This window comes from Fusobacteriaceae bacterium, from assembly GCA_031272775.1.
In the GTDB taxonomy this organism is placed as follows: Bacteria; Fusobacteriota; Fusobacteriia; order Fusobacteriales; family Fusobacteriaceae; genus JAISST01.
The window spans coordinates 1-22,362 of sequence record JAISTB010000026.1 but is presented as its reverse complement, the minus strand read 5'-3'; the positions used below and the strand labels follow the sequence as shown (position 1 = coordinate 22,362).

Below are 22,362 nucleotides of genomic sequence, written 5' to 3'. Positions count from 1 at the left end.
ACTAGGCTCCAACCTAATGGCCTGCTGCTTAATCTACTCGATAATACGTGGCTCACTTGCCCTTCAGCACAGCATCCCGTCAAATATTTCGCATCCGTTATCTGGATTTCTATTGCGCGCCAATGATATCGCAAATACTTGATCTTTTCCTCAACTGCGGCTTTCTTCTTCTGACCTTCCAAAAAATCCTTCGACATCTCTAACAGTCTAAAAAACTCTCGTTTGTCTAATTCCCTTAGACTTCGATATAGTCGATCTTTAATGTCTCTTTGAATCTTTTCCTCAAGTCCAGCCACACAATCATTGATTGCTGATTTCATGTGATACTTATCCAACACAAAGACGCTTTTTTCTATAAAGTCGCATCCTGCTTTTATCCAAGCGGCGCCATCTCCATTTATGTATATTTTCTCAATCTTTTCATAATCATACGTCTTTTCTATATATTCGGCCACCCTTTCCCAGATTTTATGGCTATTCTTACCTTTATACAGACCTGAAAAGTAAAATTTCTCGATTACTTTGTTTCTTTTACTCGACATTCCTTCTCCTGCATCTGGAACAACCCCTTCATAGAGCATGATCAACTTGGGCATCGCAATCTTTTGTCTGTTCTTTCCATACCTTTGCAACGATACGTGATCTTCATCAGCAACGATATGTAAGATCCTTGCTTCCTTCTTTTTCTTCAATTCTACGATTTCTTGCGGAACTTTTACCTTATGCATGAAATTTTTTACCGTTTGTTTGGAAACTCCAGCAGAAATACTTGCCTTTTCGCCCGCTTTCTTGTAACTGCTGTCTGTTGCCTCTTCAATAACGCTCTTTATGCAGGTGTTGCTCAATCGTTCATATTTTGGTAAGTTAAGCAATTTATCGAGCAAAAACAGGTACTCTCCCGTGACTTTGTCCTGATAATATGCTCGTTTTATGTGCAAATTCCCTATTTTAAACATCATTGTACGTTCGCAGCCTTTTCTTATCAGATAATATTTTTTCTTGCGATCCGGATCAGATTCAATCGACCTGTCAATCTGTTCCAGAAACTGTTCATAGACGTTCGTTACGGCCTCACAAACGCTGTCTAACGTATTATTGATTGCTTGATCTAGGTCTAATTCGGAGTTTGATACCGCCTGAATATTTTCTAAAAGAAAACTGATGACTTTTTGTGAAAAATCTTGTATAATGGTCTTAATGGAAAACGCCCCCCTTGATTAGTTTTAGGTCGTACTTAAATTATATCATACTGGGCGTTTTCTGTTAAATTTTTTTGAAATTTCCCTATAAATATTTTACACTAACTGACAAAATTTCCTCTTCAAAAACCCAAAAAACGCTTGTTTTCCCAAGGGAAAAAGTGTATAATAAATCAGCTTAAAAAAATAATATTTTTCCTGATAAAATAATAAATATTTACTACTACCAGACCATTTTCCCGTACAGAGGAGGAAGTAATGAGCATCGCCGTAGACCTGAATCTGATCCGCCAAGCCCGGAAGACCATCGCGGGCATCGCCAAAAAGACCCCTTTGATCGAATCCCACTCCTTCGATTTTATCGAGGGCGCGAACATTTTCTTCAAATATGAAAACCTGCAAAAAACCGGTTCTTTCAAGATCCGCGGCGCCATCAACAAAATCGCCAACCTGAGCGAAGAGGAAAAGAAAAGAGGCGTTATCGCTTCTTCGGCGGGAAACCACGCCCAAGGAGTGGCGCTGGGGGCCACGGCCCAGGGCATCAAGTCTACGATCGTCATGCCGGAAACGACGCCGCTGGCCAAGATTTCGGCCACCAAAGGCTACGGCGCCGATGTCGTCCTCTGGGGACAGGCCTATGACGACGCCTACGAAAAGGCCTGCGAGCTGCAAAAGCAGTCAAACGCCGTATTTGTCCACCCTTTCAACGACCCCTACGTCATCGCGGGCCAGGGCACCATCGCTCTCGAAATCCTTGAGGATCTGCCCGGCGTCGACACGGTCGTCGTCCCCATCGGCGGCGGCGGCATGCTGGCCGGGATCGCCACGGCCTTCAAAGCCATCAGGCCCGAAGTGCGGATTATCGGCGTTGAGACGGAAAACGTCCCCTCCATGAAAATTTCCTTTGACGTCGGGCAAATGACGACGGTCCCTCCCGGCGTCACCATCGCCGACGGCATCAATGTCCGCCGTCCCGGGGATCTGACGTTTTCCCTGATCCGCCAAAACGCCGACGACATCGTGACGGTCAGCGAGGATGAAATCGCCGACGCCGTGTTATTTTTGATGGAAAAGGGAAAAATCCTCGCCGAAGGGGCGGGCGCAACGCCTTTGGCCGCGGTGCTGGCCGGAAAGATCGACTGTCGCGGCAAAAAAACCTGCGTCCTCGTCTCGGGTGGCAACGTGGATATTCCGCTGATCGACCGGATACTGAACCGGGCCCTCATCAACCAAGGCCGTCGCTATGACTTCCGGGTCAAGGTCCCCGACCGCTACGGCGAGCTCGAAAAACTCGTCAAGCTCATTACGGAATCACGGGCCAATATTCTCTTCCTGACCCAGACCATGTACAACAACAATCTCGGCATCACCATGCAGGAGATCACCTTTGTCCTCGAGTGCAGCGACCGGGAGCACAAGCAGAGCGTCCGGGAAAAGCTCCGGGCCGGAGGCTACGAACTCAATCCCTGAGCGGGGAAACGCGAAAACGTGAAAAACCTTTCGAAAAAAGTGCTTGCAAATTTTCAAAAAATAGTGTATAATCTGTCTGTTGGTTTCGATTTATTAACTTAGTCTGATAAAGTGGTAAAGGAGGAAACGCCGAGAATCATCTGCAAATGGTGCTTTACGGATGTTAAAAATATATGAATAATTACAGAAAAATGCTGCCTGAAGGCGTCAGAGACTACTGTGACAGCGACATGATCCGCAAAGACGCCATCGCCACGGCGCTGAAGAACCTCTATGTGCGCTACGGCTATTCGCTGATCGAGACGCCCACCTGGGAATATATGGACGTTTTCAACAACAACGCGATCCAGAATCCCAACCTCTACACGCTGACGAACCGTAGCGGCGAGATCCTGGCCCTCAGGGCCGACATGACAAAATCCATTTCCCGGGTCCTCTCCAATACCGATTATCGCAGGCTTTGCTATGTGGCGAACATTTACCGCTACCCGCGCCGCTATGTGGGGACGCTGCACGAATTCACCCAGGCCGGCATTGAACTCATGGATACGGATACGGTCAAATCGGACGTCGAGGCTATCCGTCTCGCGATCCTGTCCCTTCTCGAGATCGGCATCGAAAAATTCAGCATCCATATCGGGAGCAGCGATTTTTTGAAATCCATCCTCGATCTCTCGGGAAATTCTGAACTGACGCTGGAAGCGATCCGGAATTCCGACGGCGTGACGCTGGAAAAAAGCCTTCAGGGCAATGTCCCCGGCGATACGCTGGACGTGATCCTCGAGCTCACGTCCCGGGTCGGAAAATACGAGCTTTTGGAAAAAATCATCGCCAAATTCCCCGAAAACGAGTCTCTGCTGCGTTTGGCGGAAATCTACCGCTTCGTGCGGGACTATGACCGCTATATCAATTTTGATTTCTCGCTGCTTTCCTACGGCGACTACTACAACGGCGTGACGTTCCAGGCCTTTGTGAAGGGCGTGGGACACGCGGTCATTTCCGGGGGGCGCTATACGGAAAATATCAACAACAAAACCATCTCTTCCGTGGGCTTCGGCCTTGAGGTCAATCCGCTGATCGGACGGATTCCCGCAGGAGCCGCGGCAAAGAAGATCCTGATCGCCTACGAAAGCGACGCCCCGGCAGCCTGGGCCAGAGCCGACGAGCTCTCCCGGCAGGGCGCTGTCGTCACCATGAGCGGCGCCAACACGGCGGACGAGGCCCGGGATGAAGCGGCGGCCTCGGGCTGCGACGAATTCTTATTTTTCAAGGAGTAAACACGTGGAAAATCTCACCTTTTCATTGGCCAAAGGAAGGCTCACGGACGACGCCGTGGCCATATTTGATAAAATTGGTCTGCAAACAAATATTGACAATTCCCGCAAGCTGGTCTTCACCTGCGGGACGAACAAGTTCTTTCTCGCGAAGCCCAGCGACGTGCCGACCTATGTGGAATACGGCGCGGCGGATATCGGCATCGCCGGAAAGGACACGATCCTCGAGGAACGGCGAAATGTTTATGAAATCCTCGATTTGGGCATCGGGCGCTGCATCATGGCCGTGGCCGGCAATAAAGACATCGGAAATTATGATTTTTTGCGGGTCGCCACGAAATACCCCAATATCGCCAAGGCTTATTTCGACCGCGTGAACAAAAAGGCCGAAATCATCAAATTGACCGGCTCCGTGGAATTGGGCTGCATCGTAGGCCTCGCCGACGTCATCGTCGATATCGTCGAAAGCGGAAAGACCCTTGAGGAAAACAATCTCTACGTCATCGAAAAGATCTGCGATATCTCCGCGCGGGTCATCGTGAACAAAGCGAGCCTCAACGTCAAGCACGAGGCCATCTGGAAACTCATCAACCACATCAAAGGCGTGTTGTGAAAAAGGAAGAATCCTGAACCGGAAAACACGGGGGGAGCAAAATTATGATAGAAATCATCGAAGATTACCGGGCCTTTCTGGAATCGGTCAAAAAAAGAGGCGCAGGCGGGGATGAAGGCCGCTCGGCCGTCGTGCGGAACATCTGCGAGACTGTCCGGCAAAAGGGAGACGAGGCGCTTTTTTCCTGGACGCGACAATTTGACCGCTGGCCCGCCGACGAAACGAACGTCAGATTTCCCGAAGAAGCGCTCGAAAGCGCCTGGGAAGGCCTGAGCGACAGACTCAAAGGGCTTCTGATCCTGGCCAAAGAGCGAATTATAGCATTTCAGACAAAGGAACTGGAGACGTCCCGGATCGGGATCGAGCCCGGGGGGGAAATCCTCGGGACAAAGGTCGAAGCCCTCGATACCGTGGGGCTTTACGTACCGGGCGGCAGCGCCGCCTATCCTTCCAGCGTCCTCATGAACGCCCTTCCCGCGGTTGTCGCGGGCGTCCGGCGCGTCGTGATCTGCACGCCCGCCCCCGACGGCGTCGCGAACCCGGTGGTCCTGGGCGCGGCTTGGATCGCGGGCATACGGGAGGTCTACAAAATCGGGGGCGCGCAGGCCATAGCGGCCATGGCCTGGGGGACAAAGAGCATTCCCAAAGTCGATAAAATCACCGGCCCCGGCAATATTTACGTAGCGCTCGCCAAAAAAGAAGTCTTCGGCGTCGTGGGGATCGACTCCATCGCGGGGCCCAGCGAGATTCTCATTGTGGCCGACGACAGCGCCAGAGCCGATTGGGTGGCGGCCGACCTCCTGAGCCAGGCCGAGCATGATCCGCTGGCCGGAGGGATTCTCATTACGGACAGCCCGAAGCTCGCGAAAGCGGTCAAAAGCGAAGTTACCCGCCTTTACGGGGAGCTCTCCCGGAAGGAAATCCTCGCCCAATCGCTTCAAAATTACTCAAAGATCATTCTTGTCCATGACGCGGACGAAGGGATCGCCCTCGCCAACGCCTTTGCCCCGGAACATCTGGAGCTCGCGCTGAAGGAGCCCCTGGCGAAACTCAGCCAAGTCAAAAACGCCGGCGCCGTATTTTTGGGGCATTATACGCCCGAAGCGCTCGGCGATTATCTCGCGGGGCCGAATCATGTGCTGCCCACAGGGGGGACGGCCCGCTTCTTTTCCCCTCTTTCCGTCCGCGACTTCCAAAAGCGTACAAGCGTGCTCTCTTTTACCGAAAGCGCTTTCCGGAATCTCGCGCAGGCGGTTATTGACTTTGCGGAAGAAGAGGGACTGGACGCCCACGCCCGGTCCGTCAAGGAGAGATTGAAATGAAATACCTCAAGGAACGATTCAAAAATCTGGCGCCTTACACGCCTGTCACGCATAAAACCGGCGTTTACCTGAACGCCAACGAGGCATTCTACGATACGCCCTATGAAATCAAAAAATACATCTCCAATTACATCATGGTGCACAATCTGAACCGCTATCCCGACGACAGCTGCGAACGGGTCAAGAAAGCAATCGCCCGGCATTACGGCGTTTCGGAAAAAAATATTGCGGTGGGCGTCGGCTCCGACGATCTCCTCGATATTCTGCTCAGGTCCACGGCGGCGGAAAAAAAGGTGCTTTCCCTCGATCCCTCCTTTTCCATGTACGGGATCTTTACGATGATGAACGAGGGAGAATTTGTGAAAATCCCGCTCAACGACGATTTCAGTTTTAACGTCGAAAAAGCCGTGGAGACCGTGCTTCGGGAAAATCCCGTCGTGACCTTTCTCTGCAATCCCAATAATCCCACGGGAGCCGCAGCGCCGTCGTCGGAGCTGGAAAAGGTCATCGCCCTCGGTCGCGGTATCGTGGCCGTCGACGAGGCTTATGAGGATTTTTACAACGATTCCTGCGTCAGACTGCTTGCAAAATACGACAATCTTTGTATATTAAGGACATTTTCCAAGGCCTACGCCCTGGCTTCCATCCGTTTCGGCTACGCCATCGCCAACGAGGAAATCATCCGGATGATCGATACGGTACGGGCCCCCTATATTATGAACACGCTGTCCCAGGAAATCGCCGCCTATGCTATCGAGCGCTTCGACCTCTACCGGGACAAGATCCGGGAGACCGTCGCCGAAAGGGAATACCTGTACCAGGAATTGCGGGCCCTCGGCGTCAAGGTATGGCCGTCGCAGACGAACTTTCTGCTGATGGTCCTGGGCGACGACATCAAGGGAAAATTGAACGAAAACAATATCTTTCTCCGCTATATCGGGCCCTGGAGCAGGGTCACCGTGGGGACCCGGGAGGAAAACGAAATCTTTCTCCAGGTATTGCGGGAAAATTTGCCGGAAAAGGAGGCGCGTCCATGACAAAACGACAGGGAACCATCGAACGGAATACGAAGGAAACACAGATCAAAGTTGTCCTGTCTCTGGACGGCGGGGCGGCGGACATCGCGACGGGAATCGGCTTTTTCGACCACATGCTGGCGCAGGTGGCGAAACACGGCAATATCGGCCTTTCTGTCTCGGCAAAGGGGGACCTCGACGTCGACTGCCACCACACGGTGGAAGACGTGGGGATCGCGCTGGGATTGGCGCTGCGAGAGGCGCTGGGGGATTTTACCGGCGTCAACCGCTACGGTTCGGCCGTCGTTCCCATGGACGAGGCTCTGGCGACCTGCGCCATTGATTGCTGCAACAGAGCCAACGCGGCCGTCGATGATCCTTTTACGACGGAAATGATCGGAGATTTGGCTACGGAAATGATCGGCGAATTTTTCAAGGCCCTGGCGGCAAACGCCGGAATCAACGTCCATATCCTGGTCCACCGGGGGAAAAACAACCACCATATTGCCGAGGCCATGTTCAAGAGCTTCGGACGGGCGCTCAAGGAAGCGGTTACGGAAAATACACAGGCGGGAACGCTTTCCACAAAGGGGGTATTATGATCGCCATTATCGATTACGGCATGGGGAACCTGAGCAGCGTCAGAAACGCGCTGGATTTTCTGGGACTCGAAAACAAAATCACGGCGGAAGCGGAAGAGATTCTTGAAGCCGACAAGGTGATTCTCCCCGGGGTGGGCGCCTTTGCCGACGCCATCGGGACGCTGAGGGAGGGCGGCTACGACGCGGTGATCAAGCGGGTCGTGGCGGACAACAAACCCCTTCTGGGGATCTGTCTCGGCTATCAACTGATGTTTGAAAAAAGCTGGGAATTCGGCGAATACGAGGGCCTGGGTCTTTTGCCCGGCGAGATCAAAAAGCTCGAAGTCCCGCTCAAAATCCCCCATGTGGGCTGGAATTCCCTTGAAAAAGCCTTTGAGTCCAAGCTCTTCGCGGGGCTTGAGAGCGGGCAATACGTATATTTTGTCCATTCTTACGTATTGGAAGGAACGCCCGATTTTGTGAGCTGCTATACGACTTACGGGACCCGTTTCCCCGTCAGCGTCGAAAAAGGCAATATCCACGGCGTGCAGTTCCACCCGGAAAAAAGCGGAAAGGCGGGCCTGCAAATCCTCCGGAATTTCGGAGCCCTCTCATGAGGATCATTCCGGCTATCGATCTGATCGGCGGCAAATGCGTGCGCCTCTATCAGGGCGATTTTGACAAAGTGACGGAATACGGCGCCGATCCCGCGGCCGTGGCGCTGGAATTTCAAGGGAAAGGCGCGAAATATTTACATTTGGTTGATCTGGACGGCGCCCGCAAGGGCGGCCCGGAAAACGCGGCCGTGGTCCGCGCGATCCTCGAAAAAACCAACCTTGAGGTCGAGCTGGGCGGCGGCATCCGGACCGTTGAAACGGCAAAAAAATGGTTGGATCTCGGAGTCAGCCGGGTGATTTTGGGCAGCGTCATCCTCGAAGACATCTCGGTCCTGAAGGCCCTGACCGATCTGTACGGCGGCGGGCGGATCATTGCGGGAATAGACGCCATCGGCGGCAAAATCGCGATCCACGGCTGGAAGACCGTAACGGATATCCGGGCCGCGGAATTCGCCGAAACGCTGAAAAAAGCAGGCGCAACGGAAATCATCTATACGGATATCGCCAAAGACGGGGCCCTTGCCGGGATCAACGCCGACGAGATCAAGACCATGCTGGAAACAGGCATGCGGATTACGGCTTCGGGGGGCGTCAGTTCCCTTGAAGACCTGCGGATTCTGGCGGAGCTCGGCTGCGCCGGGGCCATTATCGGAAAGGCGCTCTACGCCGGGCGGATAAAATTGGAGGAGGCGACGGCCCTGCCCTTTGCGGCGGACGACGAAAAGCCTCACAAAACCTGAATTGAAACTCATTATGGATCGTACGGGGGGAATCGGATTATGCTGGGAAAACGCATCATACCATGTTTGGACATCAGGGACGGCAGAGTCGTCAAAGGGGTGAATTTTGTCAATCTGATCGACGCCGGGGATCCGGTGGCGGTGGCCCGGGCCTATAACAACTCCATGGCCGACGAGGTGGTGTTTCTGGACATCACGGCCTCCAGCGACAGGCGGGGCATCCTGATCGACGTGATCCGCCGGGCAGCGCGGGAGGTGTTTATTCCGCTTACGGTGGGAGGCGGCATCCGCAATATCGACAATATCCGGGAAGTCCTGAACGCCGGGGCGGACAAAATCTCCGTCAACAGCGCGGCGGTCCTGGATCCGGAGCTTATCCGGAAGAGCAGCCTGCGCTTCGGCAGCCAGTGCATCGTCGTCGCCATCGACGCCAAATGGAACGGGGACTATTACGAAGTCTATATCAACGGCGGCAGAACCCCCACGGGCAAAGACGCCGTCAAATGGGCGCGGGAAGCCGAAGATTTGGGCGCGGGGGAAATTTTGTTGACCTCCATGGATACCGACGGCACAAAAAACGGCTATGAAATTTCCCTGACCAGGGCCATCAGCGATTCCCTGCATATTCCGGTAATCGCCTCGGGCGGGGCGGGAAACATTGCCCATTTCCGGGACGTATTCCTCGAAGCCCATGCCGACGCGGCACTGGCGGCGAGCCTCTTCCATTTCAAGGAACTGGACATCCTCGATTTGAAACACGAACTGGCGGGCGCGGGCATTCCCGTACGCCTGTCCTGAAGGAAGGATTGCGATGACAAAAGAAGAATTGTTTCAAACGATCAAATTTGACGAAAGGGGCCTCGTCCCCGTGATCGCACAGGACGTGCACAGCAAGCACGTGCGCATGATGGCCTGGATGAATCGCGAAGCCCTCGGGAAAACGCTGGAGACCGGACGGGTCTGCTACTATTCGCGCTCAAGGCGGGAGCTCTGGGTCAAGGGGGAAACCTCGGGCCATTTCCAGTACCTGAAAAAGCTTGAAATAGACTGCGACGGCGATTGCCTCCTGATCCAGATCGAGCAGGTCGGCGGGATCTCCTGCCATACGGGGCACAAGACCTGCTTTTTCCGGGAACTCTCGGAAATTCCCGAAACCGGGGCGACGGCGGACGCCGCCGGGGCTGTTCCCGACGCCATGCTGACGCGCCTTGAGGAAAAGATCCGGGACCGGCTGTCCAGGCCCGTGGCGGGATCTTATACCAATTATCTCTTTGATAACGGTTTGGACAAAATCTTGAAGAAAATCGGCGAAGAGGCCGCCGAGACCATTATCGCCTGCAAAAATCAAGACCGGGCCCAAATCAAGGCCGAAGTGGCGGACCTCCTGTACCATCTGACGGTCATGCTGGCCGAACGGGATATCCGCTGGGACGGAATCGCGTCGGAATTGCTCAGCAGAGAATAAGAAATAACAGGAAAATAGTAAAGAATCTGTATTAAAAATAGACGAATTGTTCACTTGAGATTGCGGGAACAGGAAAGTCCGGTTTATCCGGACTTTTGTTTATTTATTTACTACAAGAGGTACAAAATTTTGTGACGATCCGTGAGTTTTTGGAACAGAAACGGATTTTTTCTTACTTTTTGTCGCGCTTCGTACAGGAAAAGACCTTTTTCGGCCCGAAAAAAAGAATTTATTGACACTTTTTGTTCGCGGGCGTATACTTTAACGTAGCAAAGCGCCCAGGGGGAAAATGAGCGCTTGACGGAAACTCAGACCAATGTGTAATTCCGGGCACACCGGAAAAGGGGGTTACAGATGAAAAAAGGTTTTTTATCGGTTTTGTGCGTGGTTCTCGCGATGTTTTCTACGCTTGCCCTTGGCGCGGGCGGTAGCGACGAAGTCGTCATAGGAGTGACGCTCCCCATGACGGGGGATTCGGCCTATGGGGGTCAGCAGTCCACGGCGGGCATGAAAATCGCCGTCGAGGAAATCAACGCGGCGGGCGGAATTTTAGGGAAAAAGGTCAGACTCGACATCCTTGACGACAAGCGGGATCCCACCGAGGGCGCCAACACCTATCAGCTGCTGAAGGGGCGCGGCGTTCCCATTATCATAGGTTCCCTGACCTCGGGCGTGACCGCGGGCATGGCCGCCAAGGCCGACGTCGACAAAATGCCGCTTTTGACGCCGACCGGGACCGCGGATATGTTGACGGAAGGAAAGTCCTTCGTCTTCCGGGCCTGCTTCGTGGATTCCTTCCAGGGCTACATCGTCGCCAAATTCGCTTCGGAAACGCTGAAAGTCAAGAAAGCGGCCGTCCTCTATTGCAGCGCCGACGAATATTCTCTCGGGCTCTACGAGTCCTTCTCCGTGGCCTGCAAGACCTTCAACATCGAAATTGTCGCCAAAGAGATCTCGACGACCATGACCGACGTGGATTTTTCGGCCCAGCTCACGAAAATCAAAGAAAGCGGCGCGGAAATGATCTTTATGCCCTATTATTACGGCACGGCGGCGCTGATGGTCGTACAGGCCAGAGAAGCGGGCTACACCGGCGCTCTCGTCGGGGCCGACGGCTGGAGCAGCATCGAGACCAAGATCGAGGACAACGCGGCGCTGTTTGAAAACTGCTATTACACGAATCACTATTCCACCGGGGATCCCGACCCCGCCGTACAGAATTTTGTCAAGAAGTTCGCGGAAAAATACAGTCTCGAAACGCTGACCAGCGGCGCGGCTCTCGGCTATGACAGCATCTATATCGCGGCCCAGGCTATGACGGAAGCGGGGACAACCACGGATCGGGAAAAAATCGCCGAAGCCCTGCGGAAGCTGAAGTTTTCTGGGACAACGGGGACATTCACCCTCGAGGGCGGCAATCCCAAGAAGAGCGTCGTGATCCTTGAAATCGTCAATGGCAAAGAAAAATGGTTTGCAACGGTAAAACCTTAACCGGAGTGCCTTAGTATAATGCGGGGAGGGCTGCCGCCTGAAAACGGCGGCTCTTTTCGTTTTTTTGAATTTACGTGAAAAAATCGGTGAAAAAATCATCGGACCCATTTTACTTTTTTGCCATAATGAGGTATAATATGAAGTACAGACGCTTGATCAACTTTTTCGAAAAGCCTCGGCGCGGGGAAATGGAAAAAGCCATTGACAGAGGAGGAAAAATGAGAAAAATCATCGGGGTTTTACTGCTTTCGGGGATGTTGCTTTGGGGAGGGGAAAACGATTCTTTGGTCTTCAAGACCATCGGCGTGGCCGAGACCTTCTATCTGCCCGTATCCTCGGAAAACGGCTATACGATCAACATCAGCTTCACCTGGCCCGACGGCTATAAAGATCCCGAAATCCTGAAGAAGCTGCAGAGACAATTTCTCACGAAGAATTTCGGCGAGGATTACGCCGATATGACGGCCGAAGAGGCCCTGCAAACGTTCTACCGCTCGGAAGTCGAAAGCTACAAAGAGGAAAACGGCGATATCGCCTCGGACGAGACCTGGTCCCTGGCCTGGGAATATCACTCGGAAAACAAAATCCTCTTTCACAACGCCGACATCCTGCAGTACGCCATCAACTACTGGCAGTTTTCCGGCGGGGCCCACGGGACCGGCGGGACGTCCTATTCGCTTCTGGATCTGAAGACCGGAAACGAGTTGAGCGCGGCGGACATCTTCAAGGCCGGGACCGAGGACAAGATCCGGGAGCTCATTATCCCCGGACTTCTGACCTACTGGGAGGCGAAATCGCTGGACGACGTCGTGGACGAGGACGGGAAGAAGGACCTGATGGACAATCTGTGGCAGCCGGGGACGAATTTCGGCGTGACGGCCACAGGAATTATTTTCAGCTACAGCGACTACGAACTGGGCTATTACGCCTTGGGGCAGCCCGAATCCCTCGTTCCCTGGGAAAAAATCCTGCCCTGTCTCAGAGAAGATTCGCCGGTCTGGCCCGTGGCCGCCGCCGGCGGACGCTGAGATCCGGACGATTGCAGCCCTGCGGGGGGATACGAATGGAAAAGAAGATTGTCGCCATCGACGCGGGTACGTCAAACGTCAGGATCCGGATCACCGAAGGGGGCGTCGTCATTGCCCGGGCCAAGTCCAAGGCCGGCGTGAAAATCGGGAAAAAAGCCTTTGCGGAGCAACTCTACGCGCTTCTCACGGAAACGCTTTCCGAAAACCGCGTGGACAAAAATGACATCGAAGGCATATTCGCCTCGGGGATGATCACCTCCCCGCTGGGGCTGGCCGAGGTTCCCCATGAGCCCCTGCCGGTATCGGCGGAGACGCTGGCCCGGCGCCTTCGACAGTTTTCCTTCGGGGAATTTGCGCTGACCCTGATCCCCGGCGTCAAAAAGGCCAAGGACGAGCTCAAATTTCGCGGGCTTAATCTGATTGACGTCATTCGCGGCGAAGAGACCGAAATCATCGGGGTCATGGCGGAAACGGGACTGCGGGAACCGGCGCTTCTGATCCTGCCGGGCTCCCACAACAAATTTGTCGAGGCGTCGGGAGGAGAAATCCTTGATTTTACGACGACGCTGAGCGGCGAATTGCTGGAAGCGCTGACAAAGCATACGATATTGGAGGCTTCCGTGGACGGCGCCTTCGCGGAAGCGCTTGATCCCGATTTCCTCCGGACCGGGCTCGAGGCGGGACGGCGCTACGGCATAAACCGGGGCGCGTTCATGCTGCGGGGTCTCGATCTTCGGGAAAAATTGACGCTTACCCGGAAACAGAACTTTCTCCTGGGCCTTGTGCTGAGCGGGGATCTCGATGTCCTCGCGAAAAATTATTACGCGGAGCAATACCGGAATCTTTTCGTGGTCGGCGGCGGAATCCTGGCAAAAGGGCTTTATACGCTGATTTCCGGATATTATCCCAAAAATGTGGTCCGCCTGCTGGACTCCGACGAATTTTCCGTAAAGGGCGTCCTTGAAATTGCCGGCCGACTGCGTGAAACGCACGTTTTATAACAACACAAATCAATGAAAAAGGTGGAAAGATATGAGAAAATTACCGACGGCAGTGGATGATTTCAAAAAAATCATCGATGGCGGCTATTATTATGTCGACAAGTCCATGTTAATCGCGAAAATCCTCGAATCGGCCTCAGACGTGCTCATGTTCCAGCGCCCGCGGCGCTTCGGAAAAACCGTCAACCTGACCATGCTCTTCTATTATTTCGACATCGGGCGCGCCGAGGAAAACCGCAGACTGTTCCGGGATCTGAAGATCGCCCAGAGCGAGTACTTTCTGGAGCAGGGGTGTTATCCGGTCATCTATCTGTCGTTCAAGGACATCCGCTCCAAAGATTTCGCGGAATGCAAGACCAATATCTACAAAGCGTTTCTGCATTTGCTCGATCATTTTTCCTTTATTTACGACAAGCTCTCCCAGGGAAGCCGTTTCATCTATGATGATCTGATGCGCAGCAAAGATTCTATTTTTCTGGTAAACGCGATTTTTTACCTGAGTAAATTTCTCTATGAATTTTACGGCAAGCCCGTTATTATCCTTGTTGACGAATACGACGCGCCGGTTATCGACAGCTGGCACAAAGACTATTACAGAGACATCGGCGATTTCTGGCGGACGCTGTTTTCTTCGGGGCTCAAGGGAAATCCCTATATGAAATTCAGCGTGTTGACCGGCCTCTTTCGCCTGACGCGGGATGATCTCTACGCCAAGATGCTGAATTCCATTATCGATACGCCCTATGAGGGAACGGTCACCCGGGGGGAGAATTTTTTCAGCTTCAACGAGGGAGAAGTCGTCCAGATCCTCAAGGAATACGGACTCAGCCACATGATGGAGAGCGTCAGGAAATGGTACGGAGGCTATCAATACGGGAACGAGGAGGTCTACAATCCCTGGTCGGTCATTATGTTTGCCAAACAGAGGGAATTTCGCACATACTGGATAAATCCGGTAAATATTGACGCAATCACGCAATTGTTGGGATTGATGGAAGATTATGACTTTCGGGATCTGGCCACGCTCTTGCAGAACGAGTCCATCCGGAAATATATTTTCCGCTCCCTGCCTTTTCCCCTCGTGATTTCCGACAAAAAAATCTGGACATTTTTACTCGATATCGGCTATCTGACCCTGAAGCGGGACAGCGTTGAAGAAGGTTGCGGATATCTCAGAATCCCCAACCGGGAAGTCTATACGTTTTTCCGCTGCAGTTTCATCGAAAAATTCGTCGGACTCAGTTCCCCGCACTTTGAGGAACTCCTGAGTTCCGTCCGGGGCGGCGTGATCACGGGGCAGAACTCCTTCGAGGAGAACCTTCAGGCCATCGTACACGCAAAATCCAGGGAGTTGGCCCCCGGGAATTCCGATATCTTCTGTTACGGATTTACGTTCAGCCTCGCCATGGCTTTGCAGCGGGAATACGCCTTCTACGTCAACATTGTCGAAAAAATCGGCAAAATTGAGTTGCTCCTGCGTCCCAAGGACAAAAATCAGGAGGGGTATGCGCTTGCCCTCAAAAGCCTGCGGGACGGAGAGAGTCACGACGAAGCCCTGGCGGAAGCTCACGAGGCCATGGATAAGAGCGGATACAAGGCGCTTTTCGCCGAAAGCGGGATCAGTCGCGTCACAGCGGTGGCCGTCACCTTATACGGCGATGCCTTCAGGATCCGGCAGAAAGGGTTTTGAGAGGCCGCGGGGCGGATAATTCCTTCGTTTCCGCGATTGACGGTTACCAGATTGAGGATGAATATCGTACGCGGGCGTAAGATCTTACGCCCGTGCTTTTTCATCAAGAAAACTATTGAATTTTGGCGCTAAAAAGGGTAAAATGTAAACAAGCGAAGACAGGAGATATAAGGAGAAAACGAACATGATATTCGGTCAGGAATCGGAAACGCTAGAATTCAAGAAAACCACGGCGGAAGCGAAAGACGCCGTTATTGATGTTGTTGCCATGCTGAACAAGCACGGGCGGGGGGAGGTGTATTTCGGCATCCAGAATGACGGACGAGTCCTGGGGCAGACGGTATCCGGGTCATCGTTGCGCGATATCAGCCGTTTTTTGACCGAAAACATAAAACCTCAGATATACCCGACGATCGAAAAAGTCAATATCGATTACAAGGATTGTATCCGTGTTCAATTCGAAGGGGAGAATTCGCCTTATTTTGCCTTTGGCAAAGCGTATATCCGCGTGGCCGATGAATGCAAACAGATCTCCCCGGAGGAGTTGGAGGGCCTTTTCAAGAAAAAGCGCGGCATGGTGTCGCCCTGGGACTCGGCGCCTTCGGGAAAGACAGCCGATGATGTCAACACGAACTTTTTGCGATCTTACATAAAGAAAGCAAACGAAAGCGGCAGACTTTCCTACAAGTTTACGAATCGCGATGACATCCTTCGCCGGCTGGAACTCATGAAAGGCGGCGTACCGAATAACACGGCAATTGCCATGTTCGGAAAGAATTCGCCGCTCGAGATCCAGATGGCGGTCTTTGCCACCGATGTCAAGCATACGTTCATCGATATTGGCAGAGCGAGAGGGACAATCAACCAACTCGTCGATATCGGCGAGCAGTATATTCGGCGCAACATCCGCTGGCGCGTTATCCGTGACGGTTCCCCGCAGAGAACGGAAATTCCCGAAGTCCCGATGGATGCCGTACGGGAGGCGCTTTTGAACAGCTTCGTTCATCGGGACGCCGAGATCCCCCAGACCAACGAAATTGCCATTTTCAGCAATCGCATTGAGATTTATAATCCCGGGACGTTTCCAGAGGGATTGACCCCGGAAGACTATATCAACGGCTCGGAAACCTCTGTTCAGCGCAACCCGTTACTGGCCAAAATCATGTATTACTCGAAAGATATTGAGCGATTCGGGACAGGCCTCCGTAAAATCGCACGAGAATGCGGAAGCGCAGGTGTGAAATATGGATTCAATCTGGGAAAAATGGGGTTTACGGTAATTTTTTACCGGCAGGCCGTGGAAAGTGACCTTAATATTGACGCTAATCTTGAAGATAATGCAGGTAATTATGAAGGTAATGTTGTAGGTAATGTAGGCAATAGTGAAGGTAATGGGATTGAAAATATGCTTGAGGACGAGTTCGTAGAAAAGGTTAGAAATGAGTTCGGTGAAACTGACTATAAGTTCGTAGAAAACCCGGATGAGTTCGTAGAAAAGTTCGTAGAAAAAGGTGTGCAGCGAACCATTGTCAAACTAATGATTATGCAGCCGAAAATCAGTGCGGCGAAAATTGCAGAGGATGTCCAAATGACGCCACGAGGGGTTCAAAAGAACATAGCGAAATTGAAAAAGCTTGGCTTGGTCGAGCGGATCGGAGCGGACAAGGGAGGGCATTGGGTTGTGAAATCGCCTGAATAATCTGGCGAGAGGCGAGGAGTGCGAAAAAACATAAAATTTAACGGAGGATATCATGCCTACATATCAAGTCTACGTCAATCAAAACAAACTTACGAAAGCTCAAAAACAAGCGATAGCGGCGGCTATTACGGACGGGCACGTTGCCAAAACGGGCGCCTTCCCCTATTATGTGCAGGTGATCTTCCACGAAATTCCCGATGAAAACCGCTATGTGGGAGGCAAGCCCTACGGCGACCACATGTGGATCAGGGGCGATGTCCGCAAGCGCACGCCGGAGCAAAACAGGGCGCTGATGCTGGAATTGACGGAGCGGATAAGCGCCGTCTGCGACTTCAGAAAGAGCGACGTCTGGATTGATCTGAACGCTACGGAACCGACCAATATCCTGAAATTCGGGACAATCTTTCCGCCCGCGGGCCAGGAGCAGGCTTGGTATGACGCTCTGCCTGACGAGGTCAAGCGCTTGATCGGGGATCTGGGGAAGTAAGGGGGGGAGACATGCCATACACAGCAATCACAATCGACCGCAACGCGCTGACCATTATGGACGTTCCATTTCCAGACTTGGAAACCTTGGAAAACGCGGCCGAGGCTATCGGTTCCAATATGTTCGAGGGTTATCATCCCACAAAGAGAGGTATTGAGATCATCCGCGATTATTGTCTTGGCAAGATGTCTTTTGAGCAGCTTGTGGTTTTTGCCAAGGCTAAGCGGTACGCGGAATAAGGAACTGGGGCGTGAATGCAGGCGATGGTGTGATCGATCTCGTGAAAGCAAGCGCTACGACGCTGAAACAGGCAATGTATATCATTAAGGCGAAAAGGAGCAAGGAGAAAAATGGCTAATTTTTTTGAGACACTGGTGGAAGTCCTAAAAGCGGACGAGAGGTTCTTCACGGAAGACGGAGCACTTCTCCGCAACAAGGTTTACGAGTCCGCCATGAATATGGACGCGGGGCTCATCGGGTTGCTGCTCGGCAACGCCGAGACGAAAAAGCGCTTTTTCGCCGACGTGAACGGCACGATGGTCTTTGACAAGGTCGGCTTCGGTTGGGTGGTCAACAACCGCCAATTCCTGCCTGACAGCTATACGCGCTTCAAAAACCGCATCGGCTTGACCGACGCTCGCGGCGACCTCATCTCGGCCTCCGGCGACGTGGTTTTGTCTTTCCCCTACAAGGATTGCGTTCTTGAGGGTGGGCAGACAAAAGACGACCAGAAACGCGACGAGGTTTTCTACAACGCCACCCTTGCGCCCGACGAGGTGGACAGACTGCTTTATCCGAAAGTACTTATCGGTGCGAAACGGTACAGCTACGCGGGAGCAACAGACTTGACGGGCAACCCTGTGGCAGACGGCTCCGCCGAGAGCGTTACCGCCGAAACCGCCACGGAGTTTTTGGATAACGACAATCTCATCATCAAAGGAAACAACCTCCTTGCAATTTCGTCGCTTTTGAAGCGGTTTGAGGGCAAGGTGAAGTGCATTTATATTGACCCGCCGTATAATACAGGCGGGGATGGTTTCAACTATAACGACAAATTTAACCACAGCACATGGCTCGTTTTCATGAAAAACCGTCTCGAGCTTGCAAGAAAACTGTTATCAAATGATGGTTCTATATATCTTCACTTAGATTATAACGAAGTCCATTATGGGAAAGTATTGATGGATGAAGTGTTTGGACGCAACTGTTTCCAACGTGAAATTATATGGGATATTTCGGTGCTGTCAGGATACAAAACGCTTACGAATAATTGGATTAGAGGCCATGAAACAATCCTGTATTATTCAAAGAGTAATGCTCCGTTATTTAACAAGCTTCGTCAACCCCATACGAAGGAATATTTGGATATGTTCAATAGACAAGACGAAGATGGCAGATGGTATTTGGTTGCTCATGGCTCAAAACGATACCGGGACGAGGTCGAACCGAAAGGGAAACCATTCGGCGATGTTTGGAACGATATTATGTCATTCCAACAGCAACCCACTTCAAGCGAACGCTTGCAGTTCGATGGGCAAAAACCTGAAACGCTGCTCGAGAGAATTATTAAGGCAGCTACAAACGAAGGCGATATTGTACTTGATTTCCATATGGGAACAGGTACAACTTGTGCTGTAGCTCACAAATTGAAACGGCAATATATCGGCGTCGAGCAGATGGATTATATTGAAACGCTCTCTATTGAACGCCTGAAACAAGTTATTACTGGCGATGCGACAAGCGTGTCGAGAAGTAATGATTGGCAGGGCGGCGGCTCTTTCGTCTACTGCGAACTTGCCAAATCCAATCAGCGCTTTGTAGATGAAGCCATGTCCGCCAAGACAGACGCAGACCTGACGGCGCTACTGGAGCGTGTCATTGCCACGGGCTTCATCAGCAGTAAGGTAAATCCCTCCGACATTGCCGGCGCAACCGCCGACTTTGAAGCGTTGTCTATAGAGGATAAGAAGCGTTTCATCCTCGAACTGCTGGACAAGAATATGCTGTATGTCAATCTGTGCGACCTTGAGGACGAAGAATACGGAATTAGCGACGCGGACAAAGCCTTCACCCGCAGTTTCTACGGATTGGCGGGCGACCGCGTATGAGTACGAACAAAGAGGAAATCATCATCTATCAGACCGCCGACGGTAAGGCAAAAATAGACGTGCGTATGCAGGGTGAAACACTCTGGCTTACGCAAGCGCAGATGGTCGACTTGTTCCAGTCGAGCAAAGCCAACATCAGCGAACACATCAGCCACGTCTTCGATGAGGGAGAACTTGTCGAGGATGCAGTTGTTCGGAAATTCCGAACAACTGCTGCAGACGGCAAAAACTACAACGTGAAGTACTACAACCTTGACGTGATACTCGCAGTCGGTTATCGCGTCAAGTCTCCGCGCGGAACGCAATTTAGGCAGTGGGCGACGACCGTTTTACACGAGTATCTGCAAAAAGGCTTCACGATGAATGACGACTTCCTGAAAAACATGGGCGGCGGTCTATATTGGAAAGAATTACTGGAACGAATCCGCGATATAAGAGCCAGTGAGAAAGTAATGTATCGGCAAATCCTCGATTTGTACGCCACAAGTCTGGATTATAATGCCGGTATGCCCGAGACGATCGAATTTTTCAAAATCGTGCAGAACAAGCTACACTATGCGATCAGTGGGCATACCGCAAGCGAAATCGTCTTTAATCGTGCCAATGCCGATTTGCCCTTTATGGGGCTGACCGTGTTCAAGGGAAGCCGTCCTGTGAAAAGCGAGGTTACAGTTGCGAAAAACTACATGACCGAAAAGGAATTGTTTGCCCTGCGCCGCGTGGTCAATGCCTTTTTCGATATGGCGGAATTGAAAGCGGAAACGCACGAACCCATGTATATGCGGGATTGGCTTGAGATCTTAGACAAATTTACGCATGACTTCGGCTTTGGTGTCTTGGACGACTCAGGTTCCGTCAGTCACATTGACGCGATTGAAAAAGCGCATCGCGAGTATGCCGCCTACCGTGCGTCTTTGTCGGATGATTTGAGCGACGTGGAAAAGGCGTATCTTGAGTCACTACGTGAGATGCGGAAGAAGCTTAAAGACAGCGGCATGAGAAAAAGGGAGGGAAAATAAGATGTTCCTTTTTCAACAGATGGATTCAATCCGCGACTTCTCTCCGATTGCCTATAAGGAGTTGCCGGATTACATTCCGCAGAATCTGAACCGGGCGTTTGAATTGCGACCGTATCAAGAGGACGCGTTTCGCAACTTCATAACGTTCTACGAGAGCGACAAGCGTCCTAACCCAACGCAGGTCTTGTTTCATATGGCCACGGGCAGCGGCAAGACGCTCATCATGGCGGGGCTGATTATTTACCTGTACAAACGGGGATACCGCAACTTTCTGTTCTTTGTAAACCTCGACAACATCGTCAAGAAGACAAAGGACAATTTCCTGAACGCGGCTTCCGCAAAGTATCTGTTTGCCGATGAAATTGTGATAGACGGCGAGACGGTACGTGTCAACGAAGTGAGCAACTTCCAAGGCGCGAACCCCGATGCCGTCAACATCTGCTTCACGACAACGCAGGGGCTTCACATGGATATGTGGTTCCCGAAAGAGAATTCCCCGTCCTTCGACGACTTTGCCGATTCGAAGACGGTTTTGATTGCCGACGAGGCACACCATCTGAATGTGGACACGCGCAGAGGGAAAGTTGATAAAGCCGAGGAGGATTTGAAGGCAAGCTGGGAGATGACGGTGCGCCACATTTTCGAGGCGAACCGCGATAATCTCCTGCTGGAATTCACGGCGACCTGCGACCTGCAAAACCCGTTCATCTTGAGCGAGTATGAGAATAAAATCATCTTCGATTACCCGCTTCGCAAATTCCGCGAAGAGAAGTATTCCAAAGAGGTGCGGGCAATCCGAGCCGACATCGGCTACACGGACCGTATGCTGACCGCGCTCATGTTCAGCCAGTACCGCTTGAAGGTGTTTCAAGACCACCGACTTTATATCAAGCCCGTCGTTCTGTTCAAGTCGAAAACCATCGCCGAAAGCAAGGAGTTTGAGCAAGGCTTTTACGACTTGATTCGGACGCTCTCCGGCTCGATGTTGGAACGCATCGCCGCAAACTCTCCGCTTGCGGAGGTCAAACGCATGGCGGAGTATTTTGCGTCAAAGGACATCGACTTTGACGAGTTGGCGCAGGAGCTGCGGGAAGACTTCAGCGCCGACCACTGTATCTCCGTGAACGACGACAAGGAGGCAAGCGAACGGCAGTTGCTGCTTAACTCGCTGGAAAGCAGAGACAATCCGTATCGAGCCATTTTCGAGGTCAAGAAGCTGGATGAGGGATGGGACGTCCTGAACCTCTTTGACATCGTGCGCCTTTATGAGACCCGCGACGCCTCAAAGGGCAAACCCGGCGCAAGCACCATCGCCGAGGCGCAACTCATTGGGCGCGGCGCAAGATACTGTCCGTTTGTCATCGAAGAGGACGACGAGAGGTACAAGCGCAAGTATGACGGGGACGTGGAAAACCCGCTCCGTGTTTGCGAGGAACTCTACTACCATTGCCAGTACGACAGCCGCTATATCGACGAGTTGAACAAGGCTCTTATCGCCACGGGCATCATGCCGGAAAGCCAGACGGAGGTTCATTATGTCCT

At 52.3% G+C, this 22,362-nt stretch carries 21 protein-coding genes; 20 read left to right on the top strand and 1 reads right to left on the bottom strand.

The features are described 5' to 3' along the window. On the bottom strand, positions 1-1,100 hold a 1,100-nt coding region (locus tag LBQ97_06510), incomplete at its 3' end, for an ISLre2 family transposase (GenBank protein MDR1832362.1). A 363-nt stretch (positions 1,101-1,463) separates the two neighbouring features. Here LBQ97_06510 and ilvA point away from each other — a divergent pair. The 20 genes from ilvA to LBQ97_06410 form a co-directional block, all read left to right on the top strand. After that, positions 1,464-2,669, top strand: a complete 1,206-nt coding sequence (gene ilvA, locus LBQ97_06505) for a threonine ammonia-lyase (GenBank protein ID MDR1832361.1) — start codon at positions 1,464-1,466, stop codon at positions 2,667-2,669. Positions 2,670-2,842: 173 nt separating this feature from the next. Further along, the gene (locus LBQ97_06500; GenBank protein MDR1832360.1) at positions 2,843-3,946 is read left to right on the top strand and encodes an ATP phosphoribosyltransferase regulatory subunit; all 1,104 of its coding nucleotides are present in this window, start codon (positions 2,843-2,845) and stop codon (positions 3,944-3,946) included. A 4-nt stretch (positions 3,947-3,950) separates the two neighbouring features. After that, positions 3,951-4,556: an ATP phosphoribosyltransferase gene (gene hisG / locus LBQ97_06495; protein ID MDR1832359.1), complete on the top strand. Its 606-nt coding sequence runs from the start codon at positions 3,951-3,953 to the stop codon at positions 4,554-4,556. A gap of 44 nt (positions 4,557-4,600) precedes the next feature. Beyond that, the gene (gene hisD / locus LBQ97_06490; protein ID MDR1832358.1) at positions 4,601-5,878 is read left to right on the top strand and encodes a histidinol dehydrogenase; all 1,278 of its coding nucleotides are present in this window, start codon (positions 4,601-4,603) and stop codon (positions 5,876-5,878) included. Next, the gene (hisC, locus tag LBQ97_06485) at positions 5,875-6,915 is read left to right on the top strand and encodes a histidinol-phosphate transaminase (GenBank protein MDR1832357.1); all 1,041 of its coding nucleotides are present in this window, start codon (positions 5,875-5,877) and stop codon (positions 6,913-6,915) included. Before hisD ends, hisC begins: the two co-directional genes overlap by 4 nt. Next, entirely contained in the window at positions 6,912-7,496 is a 585-nt protein-coding gene (gene hisB / locus LBQ97_06480; protein MDR1832356.1) for an imidazoleglycerol-phosphate dehydratase HisB, read from the top strand. The genes hisC and hisB overlap by 4 nt, the downstream gene beginning before the upstream one ends. Beyond that, positions 7,493-8,092 (top strand): imidazole glycerol phosphate synthase subunit HisH, encoded by a 600-nt coding sequence (gene hisH, locus LBQ97_06475; protein MDR1832355.1) that lies wholly within the window; start codon positions 7,493-7,495, stop codon positions 8,090-8,092. The genes hisB and hisH overlap by 4 nt, the downstream gene beginning before the upstream one ends. Further along, the gene (gene hisA / locus LBQ97_06470; protein ID MDR1832354.1) at positions 8,089-8,832 is read left to right on the top strand and encodes a 1-(5-phosphoribosyl)-5-[(5-phosphoribosylamino)methylideneamino]imidazole-4-carboxamide isomerase; all 744 of its coding nucleotides are present in this window, start codon (positions 8,089-8,091) and stop codon (positions 8,830-8,832) included. Before hisH ends, hisA begins: the two co-directional genes overlap by 4 nt. 39 nt (positions 8,833-8,871) lie before the next feature. Then, entirely contained in the window at positions 8,872-9,630 is a 759-nt protein-coding gene (gene hisF / locus LBQ97_06465) for an imidazole glycerol phosphate synthase subunit HisF (protein MDR1832353.1), read from the top strand. 13 nt (positions 9,631-9,643) lie between these two features. Beyond that, complete coding sequence (gene hisIE / locus LBQ97_06460) at positions 9,644-10,297, top strand: bifunctional phosphoribosyl-AMP cyclohydrolase/phosphoribosyl-ATP diphosphatase HisIE (protein ID MDR1832352.1); 654 nt, start codon at positions 9,644-9,646, stop codon at positions 10,295-10,297. A gap of 354 nt (positions 10,298-10,651) precedes the next feature. Beyond that, complete coding sequence (locus tag LBQ97_06455) at positions 10,652-11,788, top strand: ABC transporter substrate-binding protein (protein MDR1832351.1); 1,137 nt, start codon at positions 10,652-10,654, stop codon at positions 11,786-11,788. 218 nt (positions 11,789-12,006) lie between these two features. Continuing rightward, positions 12,007-12,816 (top strand): DUF3298 and DUF4163 domain-containing protein, encoded by an 810-nt coding sequence (locus LBQ97_06450; GenBank protein ID MDR1832350.1) that lies wholly within the window; start codon positions 12,007-12,009, stop codon positions 12,814-12,816. Between the two features lie 35 nt (positions 12,817-12,851). Continuing rightward, a complete protein-coding gene (locus LBQ97_06445) occupies positions 12,852-13,817 on the top strand; it encodes a 2-dehydro-3-deoxygalactonokinase (GenBank protein ID MDR1832349.1) in 966 nt (321 codons plus the stop codon). 31 nt (positions 13,818-13,848) lie between these two features. Then, positions 13,849-15,507, top strand: coding sequence for an AAA family ATPase (locus LBQ97_06440; protein MDR1832348.1), 1,659 nt, complete (start codon positions 13,849-13,851; stop codon positions 15,505-15,507). Between the two features lie 184 nt (positions 15,508-15,691). Continuing rightward, positions 15,692-17,206 carry a putative DNA binding domain-containing protein gene (locus LBQ97_06435; protein MDR1832347.1) on the top strand — a complete coding sequence of 505 codons (1,515 nt, stop codon included), beginning with the start codon at positions 15,692-15,694 and terminating at the stop codon, positions 17,204-17,206. A gap of 52 nt (positions 17,207-17,258) precedes the next feature. Further along, positions 17,259-17,693 carry a tautomerase family protein gene (locus LBQ97_06430; GenBank protein ID MDR1832346.1) on the top strand — a complete coding sequence of 145 codons (435 nt, stop codon included), beginning with the start codon at positions 17,259-17,261 and terminating at the stop codon, positions 17,691-17,693. Between the two features lie 11 nt (positions 17,694-17,704). Beyond that, the gene (locus LBQ97_06425; GenBank protein ID MDR1832345.1) at positions 17,705-17,932 is read left to right on the top strand and encodes an antitoxin VbhA family protein; all 228 of its coding nucleotides are present in this window, start codon (positions 17,705-17,707) and stop codon (positions 17,930-17,932) included. A gap of 111 nt (positions 17,933-18,043) precedes the next feature. After that, positions 18,044-19,801, top strand: coding sequence for a site-specific DNA-methyltransferase (locus LBQ97_06420; protein ID MDR1832344.1), 1,758 nt, complete (start codon positions 18,044-18,046; stop codon positions 19,799-19,801). Beyond that, positions 19,798-20,820 (top strand): virulence RhuM family protein, encoded by a 1,023-nt coding sequence (locus LBQ97_06415; protein MDR1832343.1) that lies wholly within the window; start codon positions 19,798-19,800, stop codon positions 20,818-20,820. The genes LBQ97_06420 and LBQ97_06415 overlap by 4 nt, the downstream gene beginning before the upstream one ends. Before the next feature lie 19 nt (positions 20,821-20,839). Next, on the top strand, positions 20,840-22,362 hold a 1,523-nt coding region (locus LBQ97_06410; GenBank protein ID MDR1832342.1), incomplete at its 3' end, for a DEAD/DEAH box helicase family protein.